We start from the raw sequence: 18,366 nt of genomic DNA, 5'->3' as shown, positions 1-18,366 counted from the left end.
ACTTAACTAGGGTATGATTAGCTGTGGGCAGATAGCCCTGCTAAGTACCTATGCAAAATTAATTACATAATGTGGAATGGGCATTCTGCCCGTCACAGGCTAGAAGCCTGTGCCACCATTGAGTAATTAATTACTCACATCTACTTATGTCTGTCTAAAGTCAAAATCTAATTAGGTTTTACTTTAAGTTAAATTCTATTAAAAAATTCAACATTTTTGTAATATATAATATTCCCAGTAGCCTTTAACAAAATCAATCAACTTTTATATGACCTTTGCTCCTTTACATATTCATAGTGATTATAGTTTACTTGATGGTGCTTCCCAGTTAACACCATTGATTGATAAGGCCTTAGAATTAAATATTGGCGCGATCGCTTTAACAGATCACGGTGTGATGTATGGGGCGATCGAATTAATTAAAAAATGTCGGGCGAAAGGAATTAAACCAATTATTGGTAATGAAATGTATGTGATTAATGGTGATATTGAAGTAAAAGGAAAGTATAAAAAATATCATCAAATTGTCTTAGCAAAAGATACCATTGGTTATAAAAATTTAGTTAAATTAACCACCATTTCCCACTTAAAAGGTTTTCAAGGTAAGGGAATTATGGCACGTCCATGTATTAATAAAGACTTATTAGAAAAATATCATGAAGGTTTAATTATTACTAGCGCTTGTTTAGGTGGAGAAATATCCCAATTAATTTTAGCTGGAAAATTTCAAGAAGCAAAAAATGTGGCTAAATGGTATCAAAAAGTTTTTAAAGATGATTTTTATTTAGAAATACAAGATCATGGCTCAAAAGAAGATCGAATTGTTAATATTGCTATTGTGAAAATAGCCAAAGAATTAAATATAAAAATTGTGGCAACTAACGATTCTCACTTTATTTCCTGTTATGATGTGGAGGCACATGATGCCCTTTTATGTATTCAAACTCAAAAACAAATTATTGAAGATAAAAGATTGCGTTATAGTGGCACAGAATATTTAAAATCCGCCGAAGAAATGGCCTTATTATTTAGAGATCATTTAGAAGATGAGGTTATTAAATCAGCAATTAATAACACTTTAGAAGTAGCAGAAAAAGTTAAACATTATGATATATTAGGAGAGCCAAGAATCCCTGATTATGAAGTTCCGGCCGGTCATACTGCTGATACTTATGTAGAAGAAATAGCATGGCAAGGTTTAAAAGAAAGGTTAAAATGTCGCACCATTGAAGAAATAGATGAAGTCTATCAAGAGCGCTTAAAATATGAATTAAAAATGTTACAAAGAATGGGATTTTCCACCTACTTTTTAGTAGTTTGGGATTATATAAAATATGCTAGAGATCATGATATTCCTGTGGGGCCTGGCCGAGGATCTGCGGCCGGATCATTAGTAGCTTATGCTTTAAAAATTACTAATATTGATCCCGTACACCATGGCCTTTTATTTGAAAGATTTTTAAATCCTGAACGTAAATCTATGCCCGATATTGACACCGACTTTTGTATTGAAAGTCGGGATCAAATGATTAAATATGTAACAGAAAAATACGGGGAAGATCGGGTTGCTCAAATTATTACCTTTAATAAAATGACCTCTAAAGCAGTTTTAAAAGATGTGGCCAGGGTGTTAGGAATACCCTATCAAGATGCGGATCATATGGCAAAATTGATCCCCGTTTCTAGGGGTAAACCTACTAAATTAAAAGTGATGATTTCCGATGAAACACCAGCCCCAGAATTTAAACAAAAATATGATAGTGATCCCGATGTTCGCCGTTGGTTAGATATGGCTATTCGCATTGAAGGTACAAATAAAACTTTTGGAGTTCATGCGGCCGGCGTAGTAATTTCGGCACAACCTTTAGATGAAATTGTCCCTTTACAAAAGAATAATGAAGGGGCAGTAATTACTCAATATTTCATGGAAGATCTGGACTCTTTAGGATTATTAAAAATGGATTTTTTAGGGTTAAAAAATTTAACAACCCTCAAAAAAGCAGTGGAATTAATTGAGGAAAATCAACAGACAATATTAGATTTAGATCAGTTACCTTTAGATGAAAAAAAAGCTTTACAAATATTAGCAAAAGGAAAAGAAAAAAAATTACCTCCAGACATTTATCGGACTCATAAATTATTAGAAAAAGGTGATTTAGAAGGAATTTTTCAATTAGAATCTGATGGGATGAAAAAAATTGTACAGGAGTTAAAACCGTCAGGAATTGAGGATATTTCATCAATTTTAGCATTATATCGTCCCGGCCCTTTGGATGCGGGGTTAATTCCTATTTTTATTAATCGTAAACATGGGAGAGAACAAATAGTTTATCAACATGAACTTTTAACCCCAATTTTAAAGGAAACCTATGGTGTTTTATGTTATCAGGAACAGATCATGAAAATGGCGCAAGATCTAGCCGGATATTCCTTAGGAGAAGCTGATCTTTTACGGCGGGCGATGGGGAAAAAGAAAGCTTCAGAAATGGCAAAACATCAAGAAAAATTTATTGATGGGGCGATGAAAAATGGTGTGAGGCGAGATATTGCGGAAAATTTATTTGATCAAATGGTTAAATTTGCTGAATATTGTTTGAGTTATGATACCCTAATTTTAACCCTTGAATATGGTTTAATTCCTATTGGTAAAATTGTCGAAGAAAAAATTAATTGTCATGTCTATTCTCTTGATCAAAATGGTTTAATTTATACCCAACCAATCGCCCAATTTCATGAGCGGGGAGTTCAAGAAATCTTTGAATATGAGTTAGAAAATGGCGTAAAAATTAAAGCCACAAAAGATCATAAATTTATGACAACTGATGGTAAAATGTTACCTATTGATGAAATTTTTGAAAAAGGTTTAGACTTAAAAACAGTGACCAGTGACCAGTGACCAGTAATAAGTAATTAATATAAATTATTATTGAGGTTCTATCGAACTTGATATGTAAAACTATTAAAATTTATTACCTATTTATCCCTAATAGGTAATAACAAATAACCAATAATAAATAACTAATAATAATACAGTGTGGATTACATCTTTAACTTCAAAAGCTCTCACCCCTAATGCGATCGCCCTTGGTAACTTTGACGGGATCCATCTTGGCCATCGTCAAGTAGTACAACCGATCTTGAAAGAATATAGCAATTGTCACAAAACCGTAGTAACATTTAATCCCCATCCTCAGGAATTTTTTTCAGGACAAAGTAAAAAACTCTTAACTCCCATCAGAGATAAAGCTTATCAATTACACTTATTAGGTATAGATCAACTGATTTTACTTCCATTTGATCGAGAATTAGCGAGTTTAAAACCAAAAGATTTTATAGAAAATATTTTAATTAAAGAATTAAATGCTCAATTTATTAGTGTGGGAGAAGATTTTAGATTTGGCAATAAAAGAATGGGTACGGCTCAATACTTGAAACATATCGCTTTTGATTATGGAATTGAGGTTAACATTGTGACTCTTAAAACAGATAATCATAATATGAGGATTAGTAGTTCTGCCATTAGAGAAGCATTAAATAAGGGAAAAATTGAACAAGTAACAGCACTTTTAGGCAGAAATTATACCTTAACAGGGAGAGTAATTGAAGGGGAAAAATTAGGTAGAAAAATTGGTTTTCCCACTGCTAATTTAGAACTAGATCCTTTTAAATTTATTCCATGTCAGGGGGTTTATAGTGTTAAAGTATTTTTGAATAAACATCATAATTTTGAACAGTTTAAACTCAATTGGAAGGAAAAGATTTTTAATCATGGAGTGCAATATATTCCTGAATTATTATTAGATAATCCCATTCAAGGAGTGATGAATATTGGCACTCGCCCCACTGTTGACGGCAAAAAACAAACAATTGAAGTTCATCTTTTAAATTGGGAGGGTAATCTTTATGATCAAATTTTAACAGTTAAATTAGAACAATTTTTACGTCCTGAAAAAAAATTTAATTCTTTAGATGAATTAAAACAACAAATTAAAATAGACTGTGAAAAAGCAGTTTTGATCGGTTGACAGTTGACAGTTGACAGTTAATAATTAATCAATATCAAAAAATCCTTATGATAAAAAATTTATTATTATGATATTACTTAATCCTGGCCCTGTAACTTTAAGTCAAAGAGTAAAAAAAGCTCTCTTAAAACCTGATTTATGTCATCGAGAAATTGAATTTTTTGAATTACAAAATAAAATCAGGGAAAAATTACTGAAAATTTATGATCTTGATCCCCATCAATATGCGTCCATTCTGTTAACTGGATCCGGTACTTCTGCGATGGAAGCAATGATCAGTAGTTTAATTCCTGATGATGGTAAATTATTAATTATTGAAAATGGTGTTTATGGGGAAAGATTAACCAAAATTGCTAAAATTCATCGTCTAAATTATGTCCCTTTTCATTTACAATGGGGGGAAGAAATTGATTTACATTGTTTAGAAATTTGTTTAAAAAATCATCAAGATTTAACCCATTTAGCAGTGGTTCACCATGAAACAACTACGGGGAGATTAAACGATTTAAAAGCAATTTCTGAGTTATGCCAAAACTATAATTTAAAATTATTAGTAGATGGAGTTAGTAGTTTTGGGGCTGAAGATCTAGACTTCAAAAATTGGCAAATTACCGCTTGTGCGGCCACTGCCAATAAGTGTTTACATAGTATTCCCGGAACTGCTTTTGTGATAGTAGAAAGGGAGGCATTAAATGTTAAGATAACACCCCGAACTTTATATTTAGATTTAAAAACCTATTGTGAAAAACAAGATCAGGGAGAAACACCTTTTACCCAGTCTGTACAATCTTTTTATGCCTTAGAAGAAGCCTTATTAGAGTTAGAAGAAGATGGAGGTTATTTAGCAAGAAAAAGTCAATATCAATCCTATATTAATTATGTGAGAAAAGAGTTAATTAAATTAGGAATTAAACCCCTCTTAGCTGATCATCATTCTTCTGTAGTTTTACAGAGTTTTTATTTACCTGAAGGCATAACTTATGATAAATTACATAATTATTTAAAAGCTAATGATTTTGTCATTTATGCAGGCCAAGGTGAATTAGCTCAAAGCATTTTTCGCATTTCAATTATGGGGGATCTTACTTTTAAAGATTTGGAGAACTTAATTAATTTATTTAAGGAAATTATCAATTAATAATTAATTTTTGGGCAGACGGGGCGGAGCGGGATGAAGGGGATCCAAAATTTGATTTAATTGTAACAATTGTTCGGCCGTTCCCATACAAATTAACATATCTCCTTGACATAAAACCGTATCTCCCGTTGGGCCGACAATCAATTTTCCATCGGCTCTCCTGATGCCTAAAACTAAAGCCCCTGACTGTAACCTCAGTTGGGCATCTTTGAGGGTTTTCCCGATATAACTACAGTTGCGCGGATCTAGCAAAAATTCTTCCATATAATACGATCGATCAGATCCGGTTAAAATGCCATCTACAAAATCCATGACTTGAGGCCTTAAAGCGGCTGAGGCCAACCTTTTCGCCCCTGTAATATAGGGAGAAACCACCGCATCAGCCCCCGCCCTTTGCATTTTTTGTAAGGCTTCCTCACTACTTGCCCTTGCGATCGCGCGAATTTTGGGATTAAGAGTTTTAGCTGATAAAATAGTATAAAGATTTTCCGCATCGGATTTTAAAGCGGCCACAATACAGATGGCCTTTTCGATTTTAACATCTAACAAAGAATCATCAAGAGTGGCATCACCTTGTAAACAAATATAATTTTTTTGTTTAGCCATTAAAATGCGATCGGGATCGGAGTCTATCACCACAAAAGGGATATTTTCCGCGTCAAACTCAAGGGCGATCTGTCTGCCCATACGCCCAAAACCACAAACAATATAATGATTAGCAAGACTTTCTAGCAATGATAATTCCAATTTTAAACGATTTCTTTGTTGAAAATAATCTTGAATAATTAATTCAGTAAAACGATTAACAATATAACCGATGGTTATTACCCCCAATAAAATTAAAACCATCGTAAATAAACGAGATTTTACCCCAAGGGGATGAGTTTCCCCAAAGCCTACTGTAGAAAGGGTAATAATCGTCATATAAGCCGCATCAGCCCAAGACCATTTTTCAATTAAATAATACCAAATTGTTCCTAAAAAAAACAGTCCCCCTAAGATTAAAATACCGGAAATAAGTTGACGATTAAGCCTTTGATATTTTTTTTCAAATGTTAAAAAATCTTCTTTTCGCATCTTTAATTATTAATTATTGCTTATTGGTTATAGCAAATTAATTAGTTTTTTCAAAAGTGTTAAAGCCTTGTTACAAATAACCAATAACTAATAACTAAGCTTAAATTAAACCTTCTAACTCTAATTCTTCAATCATTTTAATTCCTCTGGTATCCCCTAATTTTAATAATGCCCCCCTCGCATCTTCTTTGACTCCCAGATCAGGATCCTCAACTAAACTTTCAATTAACGCATCCACCGCCGTAGCATAAACCACGTTTAAAGGCATTTCACGACAAATTTGACCTATAGACCAAGCGCAATTACTTCTAACCGCCGCTACACTATCTCTGCGTAAACTTTCAATCAGGGGTGGTATGGCTTTAATCATATCTTCATAATCTAATTTGGCAATTTGCGCCAAGCCACTGGCTGCCCACAGTCTAACGGCGGAAATATCCGTTTTTAAAGCATGAAGTAAAGTGTCGACACAACGACTATCACAACAGTTTCCTAAAGCCCAAACCACACCTTTACGCACATAGCCATTCCAGTCACTGTGATAAGTTTCGATCAGGGGTAAAACGGCACTAGGGCTAGTATTACGCCCTAAAGCATAAGCTACACTAACACGCACCAAAGGACAAACATCTTTTAATAATTCAATTAAGAAGGGGATAGATCTAAGATCCTCTATTTCACAAAAAGCCCTTGCGGCCATCATTCTTTGATGACTCTGGGCTGAGGAAAGTAAATTTAACATTTCCTCCACATCAAATTGAGGTGAACTTTGTTGATCAATAGGTTCAATTTCATCTAAGGGATCAATTTCACTGTCATCTAAATCAAGGAGGTTAGGTTGGTTGTGTATCATGGAACTCAAATTTTTATCAACAATGATAAGAAAATCATAACATTGATTGGAATATTACTCTAATTTTTTAAACATTAAATAAAATTGAGTTTGAAATCCTAAATTTTGATATAAATTTAAGGCTTGTTGATTATGGGTAAATACTTGTAAACCGATTTTTTGATCACCTTTATTTTTAGCATATAAAATTGCTTGATTCATCAAAGCTTTTCCTATTCCTTGTTGACGATATTCTGGCATTACATATAATAAAAAAATATGGCTATAACGCTCTCCTGTGACTTGATCAATCCCTGTTCCCATCCATAAACAAGCAATTTTTAAGTTGGATTTTTCTTCTACATTATCTGATTTTTCCACCCACCATAAAGGAGTTTCTAAACTGAAATAATCGTCAACTGTTTTGATTAAATGAACAAAATTTGATTGATAGGGAAATAATTCTTTATAAGTATGACGTAGAAATTTTACTAATAAAGCCCGATCTTTAGCTTGGGCTTGACAAAATTTAAAGTTACTGGGCAATTGATGATTCATAATTTTTTCTTTGGTGATCAGCACAGGGCTAAAGTCACAGACTGTTTGCACAATTCAAGTAATCAAGTAATAAGTATAAAAATTGACAAAAATACTGATTACTGCCTACTGATAACTGGACAATGATCCTGATACTTTGCTAAAAATGCTATCTTAGATTTAACTTTAATCCGCTAAATTAGCTCTCAATTTATCAAATTGCTATTTTGTAATCAGTAAAACAGACTAATTTGCCATTTCTGATAGTCTAATTAACATTATTTCCCTATTATTGCTGATCAATCTTTAAAATTAACAAAATTTTATCTTTGATGATTCCTTGATCATTTTTGATTTTATTTTGGGTATAACTACAAATAAAACAATTTTTCACTTAATTTTAAGAATTTTGATTAATCTTTCTTAAGAAAATGTAAAATTTTTAACAATTTTGACCATTTTCTTTAATTATTGCCAAATATCTCCTTTTATTCCATAGCCGCCAAATACTATGAAATTTACTGATTTAACCCCAACAGAGTTTCTTAATTCTCAATCAAATCTAGGATTAGATGAACTGGAAGACTCTCACGATTTAGCTTTAAATCTTGTTGAAGTCGAATTTTCCGAAGAAAGCGATCCCAAAAATAGCTCTTCTGGCTATAGCAAAACTAAGTCGGATGATACGGTAGGAGCTTTTTTTAAAGAAATGGCTCGTTATCCTTTGTTAACAGCAGACGAGGAGGTTGAATTAGCTCGAAATGTGGGCTTTATGATCGAAGTAGAAGAACAACGTCATGCCTTACAAGAGAAATGGCAACGCCCCCCCACCAAATCAGAACTGGCTGTGGCAATGGGCTTAGAAAATGAGAAAAAATTGGAGCATCGTCTCTATTTGGGCAGAGTGGCTAAACGCAAAATGATTCGTTCTAATCTTCGTTTAGTGGTTTCCATTGCGAAACGCTATCTTAATCGTGGCGTTCCTTTTTTAGATTTGATCCAAGAAGGGGCGATCGGTTTAAATCGAGCCGCCGAAAAGTTTGATCCTAATAAGGGTTATAAATTTTCCACCTATGCTTATTGGTGGATCCGTCAGGCCATCACTCGGACGATCGCCAATGATGCGCGTACCATTCGTTTGCCCATTCATATTGTGGAAAAACTCAATAAACTCAAAAAGGCTCAAAGAACTTTAAAACAAACTCTCCATCGTAATCCCACTGAGCTAGAATTGGCACAAGAATTAGAAGTTACCCACGCTCAACTTCATCATCTTTTACAACTACGTCGTCAATCTTTATCCCTCAATCATCGTGTGGGCAAGGGAGAAGATACGGAATTAGTGGATCTGCTTGAAGATGACACCATGTTACTGCCAGAAGAACAAATGAGTGAGGCTATGATGCGTCAAGAAATTTCCGATGTCTTAAGTGACGTGTTAACCGAAAGGGAAAAAGATGTTATTTCTTTACGTTATGGCTTAAATTCAAGTCAACCCTACACCCTTGAGGAAGTGGGAGGGATGTTTAATCTTTCCCGTGAGCGTGTGCGTCAAATTCAAAGTAAAGCAATGCGTAAGTTACGCCGCCCTCAAGTAGCTCGGCGCTTAAAAAGTTGGCTTACTTAATTTTTCACCTGATTAAGAAAACAGGGTTTCTTCAAGAAACCCTGTTTGATTTAACAACTTGACCTAATTTCATGGGTCAAAATCATGCGATTGTGATTATACCCCGAACTTACTGAAGGGGGTGAAATAGTAAATCAGGATAAAAGCGATTAACCTCGATTAACAAACCTGCTGTAAAAACCATTAAAGCGGTTAATAAAACAGGGGCAGTACATAAAAATTTAGCCATTGTCTTTTAAGTCTCCTGTTGAGTGGATGAATAAAAATTAACGGGGTGAAATGGGGATTTCACTATCTTTAACGGTTAATTTACCAGAAGTAAACTCACCTAAAGCCGCAAGAGGCCAAGCTGCCGCCCCTAACATTTTGCCGATGGCAAGGGGTACATTGATAATGATTTCTTGCATTTCAGCGTCTTTAGAGTCACGGATAGCGATTAGATAGGAACGTCCAGCCCAACCGATCCATCCTGCGATATAAAGGAAAAGAATACCGGGGATAATGAAATCTCCAGCATGATCTAAACGTCCGTCAACGATTAAGCGGGGTAAACCGTCTGGCCCGCAAAGAGCTTGACTATAAGCCTGCGCTCTGTTTTTGCCAGAATTAGGATCCGCTGTGGTGTTAACGAAAGTTTTTGCCCGTTGCTGATAAGCGGCCGACTCACTACAAGGAGTTAAGTGGGATAAATCAGCCGATGCTGAGGGTGCAAAGCCAAACCAAAGAGTTAAAACGAGAATAAAAGCTAACAGTCGTCGCATAGAAAATGTTTCCTTTTTTTACAAAAGATTAACTTTTTGTACACAAGCTCTAAAAGATCTCAGTACATCAAAGTAATCTTACTCGCATATTATAATGATCACGAGTAAATTTTTAATCAAGAAATTCGTCTTAAAAAAAAATTATCAGACAATGGCTATCATTCTATCAATTGAAACGAATTATGACGAAACTTCTGTCTTAATTGTAAAAAATCGTTACGTTTCCAGTTAAAAAGTTAACGAGGGGTCATAGTGGAGCAGGATTTTTCTGCTCTATCTCTATCTTCTAGGGCTGATTGTGCCTTGAGGGATTCTGGTTGACCATTAATTTTGATATAATTAATACTAGCTTATCAATTCAATCAATTTTTGTTTTGAACAATGGATTTTTCAAAAACACTTTTATTAGGCTTAAAAGCAGATGAATTCCGTCATCCCCTTGATTTACAAGCAACTAATACTTTAAAACAACTTCCGGGGTTAGATTTAATTATTCGTGGTTTATTGGGGGGCGTTGGAGAACAATTCTTTTTAATTAATAATATTGCTTCTAGCATTTTAATTAATCAACAACAATTACCCCATTTACATAATTTACTCTTAGAAGCTTGTCAAACTCTTGATTTAGAACCGCCTCAATTATATCTTAAACAAAATCCTATTCCTAATGCTTATACTTTTGCCATGCGTGGGAAACAGCCTTTTATGGTGATACATACTTCCTTAATTGAAATCTTAAATGAACGGGAAATTCAAGCAGTAATGGCGCATGAATTAGGGCATTTAAAATGTGAACATGGAGTCTATTTAACTTTAGCTAATTTAATTGTTTTAGGGGCTAATTTATTGCCGATTTTGGGTAATTTGTTAACCAAATCTTTACAGGAGAAAATTTTAGAATGGGGACGTTGTGCTGAATTAAGTTGCGATCGCGCCGCTTTGTTGGCCGCCCAAGATCCTAAAGTTGTAATGTCTGTCTTAATGAAATTAACCGGAGGATCACCTTCCATCGCATCACAATTAAATTTAGAGGCTTTTATCGAACAAGCCCGAACTTATGATCAAATTGGTCAAAATGACTTAGGAAAAATGCTCAAAGTCTCTCAAACTCAACAATTAACCCATCCCGTACCTATCTTAAGAGCCAGAGAAATAGATCTTTGGGCTAGTTCAATTCAATATGAAAAATTGATCAAAAATCGAAAAATGGTGTATAATGATCAAAGTGAAATTAATGGGGGCGGGTGGCGAAATTGGTAGACGCACTTGACTCAAAATCAAGCGACTTCGGTCATGAGAGTTCGAGTCTCTCTCTGCCCATATCACGGCGATTTAATTTGATCAAAATATCTTGATTAAAATATCTTGATCAAAATATCATTGAAATAAAATTAAGAGGGTTAAAACATGGTTTATCCCTCTTAATTTTATAAAGCAAGTTTTATTTATAAGGATCTTCATCCACACTAGGAGTAGGAGTGTTGCGCAAAATCTCAAAATATTCTTGCCAGAATTTTTTTTGATTTTCTAATAACATTTGATTAGCTTTTTCTTGAGCTTCTAAATAAGATTTGATCACTTCCTCCTGAAAATCAATGGTATTTTCTAAAGTTTGTTTTAATGTTTCTTGACTTTTCCAGTGGGGAACACTATCTAGCCAAATACTAAAAAATTTTTTTTGCCAATCGCCTAGTTGTTGTTGCCATTGACTAAACTGTTTTTGATATTCGTCTAAAATTTGTTTATCCATAATTTTTCACCCTCCCAATAAAAATTTATTCTAATTTTAAGAAGTTATATTAATATTATAAACCACAACTTTTTTTCTCAGATTAAAACTTCCGAAATCTTTAAGGTTTCGGAAGTTTAACGAAAAATTACTTAAATTTTCTTAACTTATCTTTATCTTTTCCAATAGATAGCCCTAATATCTTTATTTTTTATTTAATCTCAGTTAATAGTTTGATTAATAATCATATTTTTCAATACGATCTCGAATATCATTCAAATCAATATAACGATCAGTAGCATTTCTTAATTCTCTAGCGATCATTCCTTCCGTAGAAACTACGGTTATTTGAGTATTTTTAGAGCGCAATAATTCAATTGCTCTTTCAAAATCTCCATCGCCACTAAAGAGAATAACTTGATCATATTGTTCACAAGTATTAAACATATCTACTACTATTTCAATATCTAAATTAGCTTTTTGAGAATAACGTCCAGACGCATCATCATAATATTCTTTTAAAATTTTAGTGCGCACGGTATAACCTAAACTAATTAAAGCATCTCGAAAGCCCCTTTGATCCTGTGAATCTTTTAATCCTGTATACCAAAAAGCGTTAACTAAAGATACTTTAGGATCGTTAGTAAAATAATCTAAAACCCTTCTGGGATCAAAAAACCAGCCATTTTTTTGTTGGGCATAAAACATATTATTCCCGTCCACAAAAATGGAAATACGGTCTCGTTTACAATTCATAAAAATAATACCTATTAATTAAATAATTTTGGAGTTGTTTATTAGTTAGAAATAAAGGAAATAATACTAAAACTGAGATAATAAATAATTGATAATTGATCATTAATTTTGTTTAAAAAATGCTTGTTGATTGAGCCTCCTTTTAAAATTTTTGGGTGAATATTTTTAAGTTAATTAGTAATTATGTATAACAATTAAGCATAACCAAAAATTGACAATGATCTATTGTCAATTTTTTAATTATGAATTTATAGCAAAACTTTTCTAACTGTTAATAGTTAGAAATTAATGATCTAAAACCTCGCAAAATTTTTTGTACAATTAACAGTAAACAATTACCTCTATTTAAAAATAGAGGATTGAAAAGGGCGGAAAATTTTTAATTTTTCCTATTAAAAGGGTTGGTTTAAAACCCGATTAATTGTTAATTATTGATTATCAATTATCAAATGATTAGGGATAGATAGCATAAATTAAATATAGTGAAACTGACATTTTATCAAGTTTTGATAAAACGCCTATTTCGAGAATTTTGACTTGAAACAATTATCAATTTAAGATAATTGTCGTTTCTTGTTTTCTTTTAATAAGAAAGTTAAGAATAATCTAGTTAACAAAAATTAATAATAAGAGATTTTTTTGCTCCCTTAATGGGAATTAGATTAATATAATTTAAGTTAATTAACTTTAAAGTTAAATTTACAATTAATTTTAATTGGACATTCTTCTTTTTCTCTAATAATTTTACCCTAATTAAGAGATTAAATAATATAGATAGAAGATTTTTTGATAGAGATCGGGCTAAGACTAACTTAATTTTTGTTAATTTTGCGCCCTTTTCCCTACCCAAATAAATGTTCCGCTTTAATTTAGAACAAATCGTTTTCGGCCTTATTTTGCCTTGTGATTTGATTTGCACTGGAAATAGAATCACTCTCAACTATAGCACTGTTTGACCATGGTGTGTAGATTGTTGATGCTGAAAATTAGTCATCAATAAGGTATGAACACCAATCACTCCAACTGCCATTATACAGTTTACCTTTGTTGATCCCCGCTAAAAATAGGGAAAATAAATTGACACAAGCCGTCACCCCTGAGCCACAATAGACGATTATTTCTTCTTTATCCTCATAATTTAACCATCTTTTTTGTTGTTCTTGTGAGGATTTAAAATAAGCATTTTGATCTAAGGCGGTTTTCCAAGGTAAATTTTTGGCTCCTGGTATATGGCCGGCAATGGGATCAATTGGCTCACTTTCTCCTCGATAACGCTCACTTTCTCTGGAATCAATCAGAGCCATCGAGGGTAAATCTTTTAAATTGATGACTTGATCTCGATCATAAACTAAATTAGTTTTTGGTTGTGCTTGAAAAAAGCCTGTTTCTGAGGGGGGAATAGCTTGAGAAATGGGATAATTTTGATTTTTCCACCCATTATAACCACCATTTAAAATAGCTATTTTTTCATGTCCAAAATATTGTAATAACCACCACAAACGACAAGCAAAAGCACTAAAACTATCATCATAAGCGATGACTAAAGTTTCATTAAATTTAATGCCAATTTGCTCTAATTTCTGACAAAAAAGATCGGGATCGGGAAGGGGATGTCTTCCCCCATGTTTTTGCACAGTAGAGGATAGATCTAGGTTTAAATCAAGATAAAATGCCCCTAAAATGTGATCTTTTTCATATTGGGTTCGCCCTAAATTAATATCATTTAAGGAAAAACGACAGTCTATAATTTTAATTTGTGGATCGGTTAAATTTTCCGCCAACCATTGTGGGGATACTAAAGAATTGTTAATCATCATTAATAATAATTGAGTAAAATATTTGATTTTGGGAGTATCAAATTTTTGACTAAGCAGAAATACTCACTGCAAAATCTTTATTTTTGTTTGATCAATAATTTTACTTCACCTGAAGTTATTACAGAAGTTAGATGCTCTTAAATGTTAATAAAACTATGCACTATTGTTTTACTAAAATAAAAAACGGAAACGGCAATTAAAAAATAACCAAAGGCTTTTTCTAATTTTTGTTCGCCTTTTTTAATCATTAAAATGGCCGCTAATAACATCATTACAGAAAATAAAATTAATTGAAAAGTATCTGTAATAAAGGGTAAACTGGCTAATTTTGCGCCTAAAAATGACCCGATCATGTAATTTTAAATTTTATAATTAAAAAAAGTCTTTCAAAGTAAAATTTTCCTCTTTTCTCGTAAAAATAATGTGCAAGTAAATCTATTTTTAAAATGTTAAAAAAATTTTTTTAAAAGTTCGTAGTAGAAGCTAAAGCTCAACTACAAACTTAATTTTATTGCATTAAATCTAAACTTTATTATAAGGTAATTTCATTAATAGATTTGCCATTGCACAAATACCTGTTACTCCTGCAAAAGTTAATCCTGCTCCCACAAAACCACTTAAAATTAAGAAATAAGGGTTATTAAATACAAAGTTTAAGATAATACCTAAAAGCACTAAAGACCCAGCAATAATTTGGACTTGACGCATAATACTAATCGGTGCTTTTTTATTAATTTTAGTGGGATAACCTGCTTGTTTCCAGAGGTTTAAACCTCCTTCTAAATGGGTGACATTTTCACTGCCTAAATTTAATAGTTTTTGCGCGGCTTGGGCTGATCTATTACTACTTTGACAATATAAAATAACAGGCTTTTCACTATTATTAGGAATTAAATCTGGAGTGAATTTTGATAAAGAATTTAAGATTGCTCCTTCTATATGTTCTCCTTTATATTCAACAGCTTCTCTCACATCAATTAAAATTACTTGATCTTGAATCCATAATTCTTTTAAAGTGTGATGATCAATGGTTTTAATTGTGTTTTGTTGAATGTTATTCATGATAAAAAAGTCTCCTTAATAAGGGTTAATTAATATTTTAATAATTGAATAATGGTAAGTTAATTTTTGTTTGATTTTTAAGCTAATTAATCTTAGTTAAAAAATAAATTAATTAAACTTTAAATAGCTACATTTGCACTTTTTGTCATAAAAATACATATTTTTTTATAACTATAAAGTGATAAGTAAGTAAAAGAAAAAAATAATATAATTTATTTCTTTAAAGATAATTGTAACTTAATTAGATCAAAATGGCAAGATTTTAGGGTAAAATTTTTGGCAAAGGGTGAAAGTTATCTTGACACAAGGAATACAGCAAAGGGGGAAAATGACTGATTTTATTAATACTTATGGATCGTTAATTGTTTCTAGTATTTTGGGAGCAATGTTAGGAATTTCCGTTTATTTGCCTTTAATGGCGGGGCAATTATCTTTAGCAACTCCCGGATTTTATGCTTTAGGTGGTTATATTGGGGCTATTTTATCAACAAATTTTTTCAAAATTGAAGGTAATAATTTTCCTTTATTTTATCTTTTTTTAGAAGTAATAATTGCGGGTTTCATTACGGGAATTTTAGCCATTTTTTTAGGGATTCCAGTGTTAAGATTAAAGGGAATTTATCTGGCGATCGCCACTATAGCATTAGTAGAAATATTAAGGGTTTTAGCCTTAAATTTAGAGATTACGGGGGGGGCGGTAGGAATTTTTGGCATCCCCCAACCTTTTACTAATCAATTAACTTATTTAGCGATAGCTTTCCCCTTATTAATATTAACAATTATCTTCGTTTTAAGATTAGAAAAAATTAAAACAGGTCAAGCTTTAATTGCCATTAGGGAAGATGAATTAGCCGCTAATTCTATGGGAATTAATACTACTTATTATAAAGTTTTAGCCTTTACTTTAGGGGCAATTTTAGCAGGAATTGTGGGAGTAATTAGCGCCCATTTTTTGAATACATGGAATGCTCGTCAAGGTACTTTTGATGCTAGTATTAGTTATTTAGCCTTTGTGTTAATTGGAGGATCAAGAACAGTTTTTGGTACAGTAATCGGTGCTTTTATTTTAACAGCTTTACCGGAAATATTAAGGGGGGTGGGTGATACGAGATTTATTATTTTTGGGATTTTAATTGTCTTAGGAACAATTTTTTATCCTCAAGGTATTATTACACCTAAATTACTGAAAAAAGTAATGATAATGTTTAAAATAAAAGAGCAAAAACTCTAGCCCTTCTCCCACAGGAAAGGGGAAATAAACTTGAATTAAAATTTAAAAAATTATCTATTGATTTAAAATCTTATATTTAATTAATAATCAAAATGAATCAAATTTTACAAGTAGAAAATATTACCCAAAAATTTGGCGGTTTAGTGGCGGTAAATTCCGTTTTTTTTGAAGTTAATCAAGGGGAAATTTTCGGTTTAATAGGCCCTAATGGTGCAGGAAAAACTACTATGTTTAATATTATTACGGGTTTAATTAATCCCAGCCAAGGTAATTTAATTTTTAAACAAGAAAATATTACCTCTTTACCACCTTTTCAAATTGCAAAAAAAGGGATAGCTAGAACTTTTCAAAATTTACGTTTATTTGGTAATTTATCGGTTTTAGAAAATGTTATTATTGCCCATCATATCCATCAAAAAAATAACTTTTTTTCCGAAATTTTTGCTTTACCTGAAGCCCGAAAAAATAATCAAACAATAATTAAAAATGCTCAATTTTTATTAGAATTAGTAGGTTTAAAAGATGTAGCTAAACAACGGGCAAATAATTTAGCTTATGGGGATCAAAGACGTTTAGAAATTGCAAGGGCTTTAGCTTTAAAACCCCAATTATTATTATTAGATGAACCGGCCGCCGGAATGAACCCTAATGAGAAACATTTATTAAGTGAATTAATTAAAAATATTCGGGATCAATTTAACTTAACTGTGTTATTAATTGAACATCATATTCCTTTAGTAATGGGCTTATGTGATCGCATTGCGGTGTTAGATTTTGGTCAATTAATTGCTTTAGGTGAACCGGAAAAAGTCAGAAATGATCCCGCCGTCATTGAAGCCTATTTAGGAGACTAAAATGTTAAATGATTTCATTAAGGCTAAAGCCTTATGCTACAAAAACAAAGCCTGTCTGCACAGGCTAATATTTTAGTCTGCGTAGGCAGACTTTGTTTATATAGCCTAACCCTTTAGGGTTTTGGTCTAATCAGTTAATTTATTTTACATCAAAAACACAAAATAATCATGTTAGAATTAATTAATTTATCTGTCAATTACGGCAAAATTTCGGCCTTAAAAAATATCAATTTAGAGGTTAAACAAGGGGAAATAGTAACATTAATTGGGGCGAATGGTGCGGGTAAAAGTACCACTCTTAAGACTATTTCTCGCCTTTTAAAACCATCTCAAGGTAAGCTTATTTATCAAAATCAAGATATTAGTAAATATCGCCCCGATCAGGTGCTTAAAATGGGTATTGCCCAAAGCCCAGAAGGTAGAAGAATCTTGACAAAACAGACAGTTTTAACTAATCTTGAATTAGGGGCTTATACCAGAACAGATCATAAGGGTATTAAAGCTGATTTAGAAATACAATTTAATCTATTTCCAAGATTAGCAGAAAGACGAGATCAAATTGCCGGAACTTTAAGCGGAGGTGAACAACAAATGTTAGCGATCGCGCGGGCATTAATGAGTCGCCCTCAATTATTATTATTAGATGAACCCAGTTTAGGTTTAGCCCCCCAAATTGTACAGGAAATTTTTAAAATTATTCGTCAATTAAATGAGTCTGGAATGACTATTTTATTAGTTGAACAAAATGCCCATTTAGCATTAGAAACTGCCCATCAAGCTTATGTTTTAGAAGCAGGAATTATTGCCTTAAAAGGGGAAGCCAAACAGTTATTAAATGACGAAAAAGTTAAAGATGCTTATTTAGGAATTGCTTAAAGAGACTTAGGTAAAAAAATAAAATAAGCTCTAATAATTAATTA

Annotated in this window: 18 protein-coding genes and 1 tRNA gene; 9 read left to right on the top strand and 10 right to left on the bottom strand. The window is 32.4% G+C overall.

Annotated features, from left to right (window positions below):
• The first annotated feature begins 268 nt into the window (after positions 1 to 268).
• The 3 genes from Anndu_RS00270 (at position 269) to Anndu_RS00260 (ending at position 5,163) form a co-directional block, all read left to right on the top strand.
• Positions 269 to 2,896 (top strand): DNA polymerase III subunit alpha, encoded by a 2,628-nt coding sequence (locus tag Anndu_RS00270; RefSeq protein ID WP_464102449.1) that lies wholly within the window; start codon positions 269 to 271, stop codon positions 2,894 to 2,896.
• A 136-nt stretch (positions 2,897 to 3,032) separates the two neighbouring features.
• Entirely contained in the window at positions 3,033 to 4,025 is a 993-nt protein-coding gene (locus Anndu_RS00265; RefSeq protein WP_464102448.1) for a bifunctional riboflavin kinase/FAD synthetase, read from the top strand.
• A 67-nt stretch (positions 4,026 to 4,092) separates the two neighbouring features.
• Positions 4,093 to 5,163, top strand: a complete 1,071-nt coding sequence (locus tag Anndu_RS00260) for a 2-aminoethylphosphonate aminotransferase (RefSeq protein WP_464102447.1) — start codon at positions 4,093 to 4,095, stop codon at positions 5,161 to 5,163.
• A gap of 3 nt (positions 5,164 to 5,166) precedes the next feature.
• Here the strand turns inward: Anndu_RS00260 and Anndu_RS00255 are convergent, their stop codons facing one another.
• The 3 genes from Anndu_RS00255 to Anndu_RS00245 all read right to left on the bottom strand — a co-directional run bounded on the left by Anndu_RS00255 (position 5,167) and on the right by Anndu_RS00245 (position 7,630).
• Positions 5,167 to 6,240, bottom strand: coding sequence for a potassium channel family protein (locus Anndu_RS00255; RefSeq protein WP_464102446.1), 1,074 nt, complete (start codon positions 6,238 to 6,240; stop codon positions 5,167 to 5,169).
• Between the two features lie 100 nt (positions 6,241 to 6,340).
• Positions 6,341 to 7,093, bottom strand: coding sequence for a HEAT repeat domain-containing protein (locus Anndu_RS00250; protein WP_464102445.1), 753 nt, complete (start codon positions 7,091 to 7,093; stop codon positions 6,341 to 6,343).
• Positions 7,094 to 7,147: 54 nt separating this feature from the next.
• Positions 7,148 to 7,630 carry a GNAT family N-acetyltransferase gene (locus tag Anndu_RS00245; RefSeq protein WP_464104142.1) on the bottom strand — a complete coding sequence of 161 codons (483 nt, stop codon included), beginning with the start codon at positions 7,628 to 7,630 and terminating at the stop codon, positions 7,148 to 7,150.
• Between the two features lie 490 nt (positions 7,631 to 8,120).
• On the opposite strand from Anndu_RS00245, the gene Anndu_RS00240 reads away from it, so the two are divergent.
• The gene (locus tag Anndu_RS00240) at positions 8,121 to 9,236 is read left to right on the top strand and encodes an RpoD/SigA family RNA polymerase sigma factor (protein ID WP_464102444.1); all 1,116 of its coding nucleotides are present in this window, start codon (positions 8,121 to 8,123) and stop codon (positions 9,234 to 9,236) included.
• 109 nt (positions 9,237 to 9,345) lie between these two features.
• On the opposite strand, the gene psaJ is transcribed toward Anndu_RS00240, so the two are convergent.
• A complete protein-coding gene (psaJ, locus tag Anndu_RS00235; protein WP_464102443.1) occupies positions 9,346 to 9,465 on the bottom strand; it encodes a photosystem I reaction center subunit IX in 120 nt (39 codons plus the stop codon).
• A 37-nt stretch (positions 9,466 to 9,502) separates the two neighbouring features.
• A complete protein-coding gene (locus Anndu_RS00230) occupies positions 9,503 to 9,997 on the bottom strand; it encodes a Photosystem I reaction center subunit III (RefSeq protein ID WP_464102442.1) in 495 nt (164 codons plus the stop codon).
• Positions 9,998 to 10,378: 381 nt separating this feature from the next.
• On the opposite strand from Anndu_RS00230, the gene Anndu_RS00225 reads away from it, so the two are divergent.
• Together Anndu_RS00225 and Anndu_RS00220 are read left to right on the top strand one after the other, a co-directional pair.
• Positions 10,379 to 11,257: a M48 family metallopeptidase gene (locus Anndu_RS00225; RefSeq protein WP_464102441.1), complete on the top strand. Its 879-nt coding sequence runs from the start codon at positions 10,379 to 10,381 to the stop codon at positions 11,255 to 11,257.
• A tRNA-Leu gene (locus Anndu_RS00220) sits at positions 11,236 to 11,317 on the top strand. Before Anndu_RS00225 ends, Anndu_RS00220 begins: the two co-directional genes overlap by 22 nt.
• Before the next feature lie 121 nt (positions 11,318 to 11,438).
• Here the strand turns inward: Anndu_RS00220 and Anndu_RS00215 are convergent.
• The 5 genes from Anndu_RS00215 to Anndu_RS00195 form a co-directional block, all read right to left on the bottom strand.
• Positions 11,439 to 11,747: a thylakoid-associated protein gene (locus Anndu_RS00215; RefSeq protein ID WP_464102440.1), complete on the bottom strand. Its 309-nt coding sequence runs from the start codon at positions 11,745 to 11,747 to the stop codon at positions 11,439 to 11,441.
• A gap of 216 nt (positions 11,748 to 11,963) precedes the next feature.
• Positions 11,964 to 12,482, bottom strand: coding sequence for a low amplitude/bright protein LabA (gene labA / locus Anndu_RS00210; protein WP_464102439.1), 519 nt, complete (start codon positions 12,480 to 12,482; stop codon positions 11,964 to 11,966).
• A gap of 986 nt (positions 12,483 to 13,468) precedes the next feature.
• Entirely contained in the window at positions 13,469 to 14,299 is an 831-nt protein-coding gene (locus Anndu_RS00205; protein WP_464102438.1) for a sulfurtransferase, read from the bottom strand.
• Positions 14,300 to 14,436: 137 nt separating this feature from the next.
• Positions 14,437 to 14,652: a hypothetical protein gene (locus Anndu_RS00200; protein ID WP_464102437.1), complete on the bottom strand. Its 216-nt coding sequence runs from the start codon at positions 14,650 to 14,652 to the stop codon at positions 14,437 to 14,439.
• Positions 14,653 to 14,821: 169 nt separating this feature from the next.
• On the bottom strand, positions 14,822 to 15,361 hold the full coding sequence (locus tag Anndu_RS00195; RefSeq protein ID WP_464102436.1) for a rhodanese-like domain-containing protein: 540 nt from the start codon (positions 15,359 to 15,361) through the stop codon (positions 14,822 to 14,824).
• Positions 15,362 to 15,689: 328 nt separating this feature from the next.
• Here Anndu_RS00195 and Anndu_RS00190 point away from each other — a divergent pair, with 328 nt between their 5' ends.
• From Anndu_RS00190 to Anndu_RS00180, 3 genes are all read left to right on the top strand, one after another.
• Positions 15,690 to 16,592 carry a branched-chain amino acid ABC transporter permease gene (locus tag Anndu_RS00190; protein ID WP_464102435.1) on the top strand — a complete coding sequence of 301 codons (903 nt, stop codon included), beginning with the start codon at positions 15,690 to 15,692 and terminating at the stop codon, positions 16,590 to 16,592.
• Between the two features lie 92 nt (positions 16,593 to 16,684).
• Positions 16,685 to 17,446 (top strand): ABC transporter ATP-binding protein, encoded by a 762-nt coding sequence (locus Anndu_RS00185; protein ID WP_464102434.1) that lies wholly within the window; start codon positions 16,685 to 16,687, stop codon positions 17,444 to 17,446.
• 168 nt (positions 17,447 to 17,614) lie between these two features.
• Complete coding sequence (locus tag Anndu_RS00180) at positions 17,615 to 18,322, top strand: ABC transporter ATP-binding protein (protein ID WP_464102433.1); 708 nt, start codon at positions 17,615 to 17,617, stop codon at positions 18,320 to 18,322.
• Positions 18,323 to 18,366 lie beyond the last annotated feature (44 nt).

Source organism: Annamia dubia NIES-4383 (assembly GCF_055394725.1).
The sequence above is the reverse complement of the archived record's forward strand: the minus strand, read 5'-3'. Positions and strand labels throughout refer to the sequence as shown.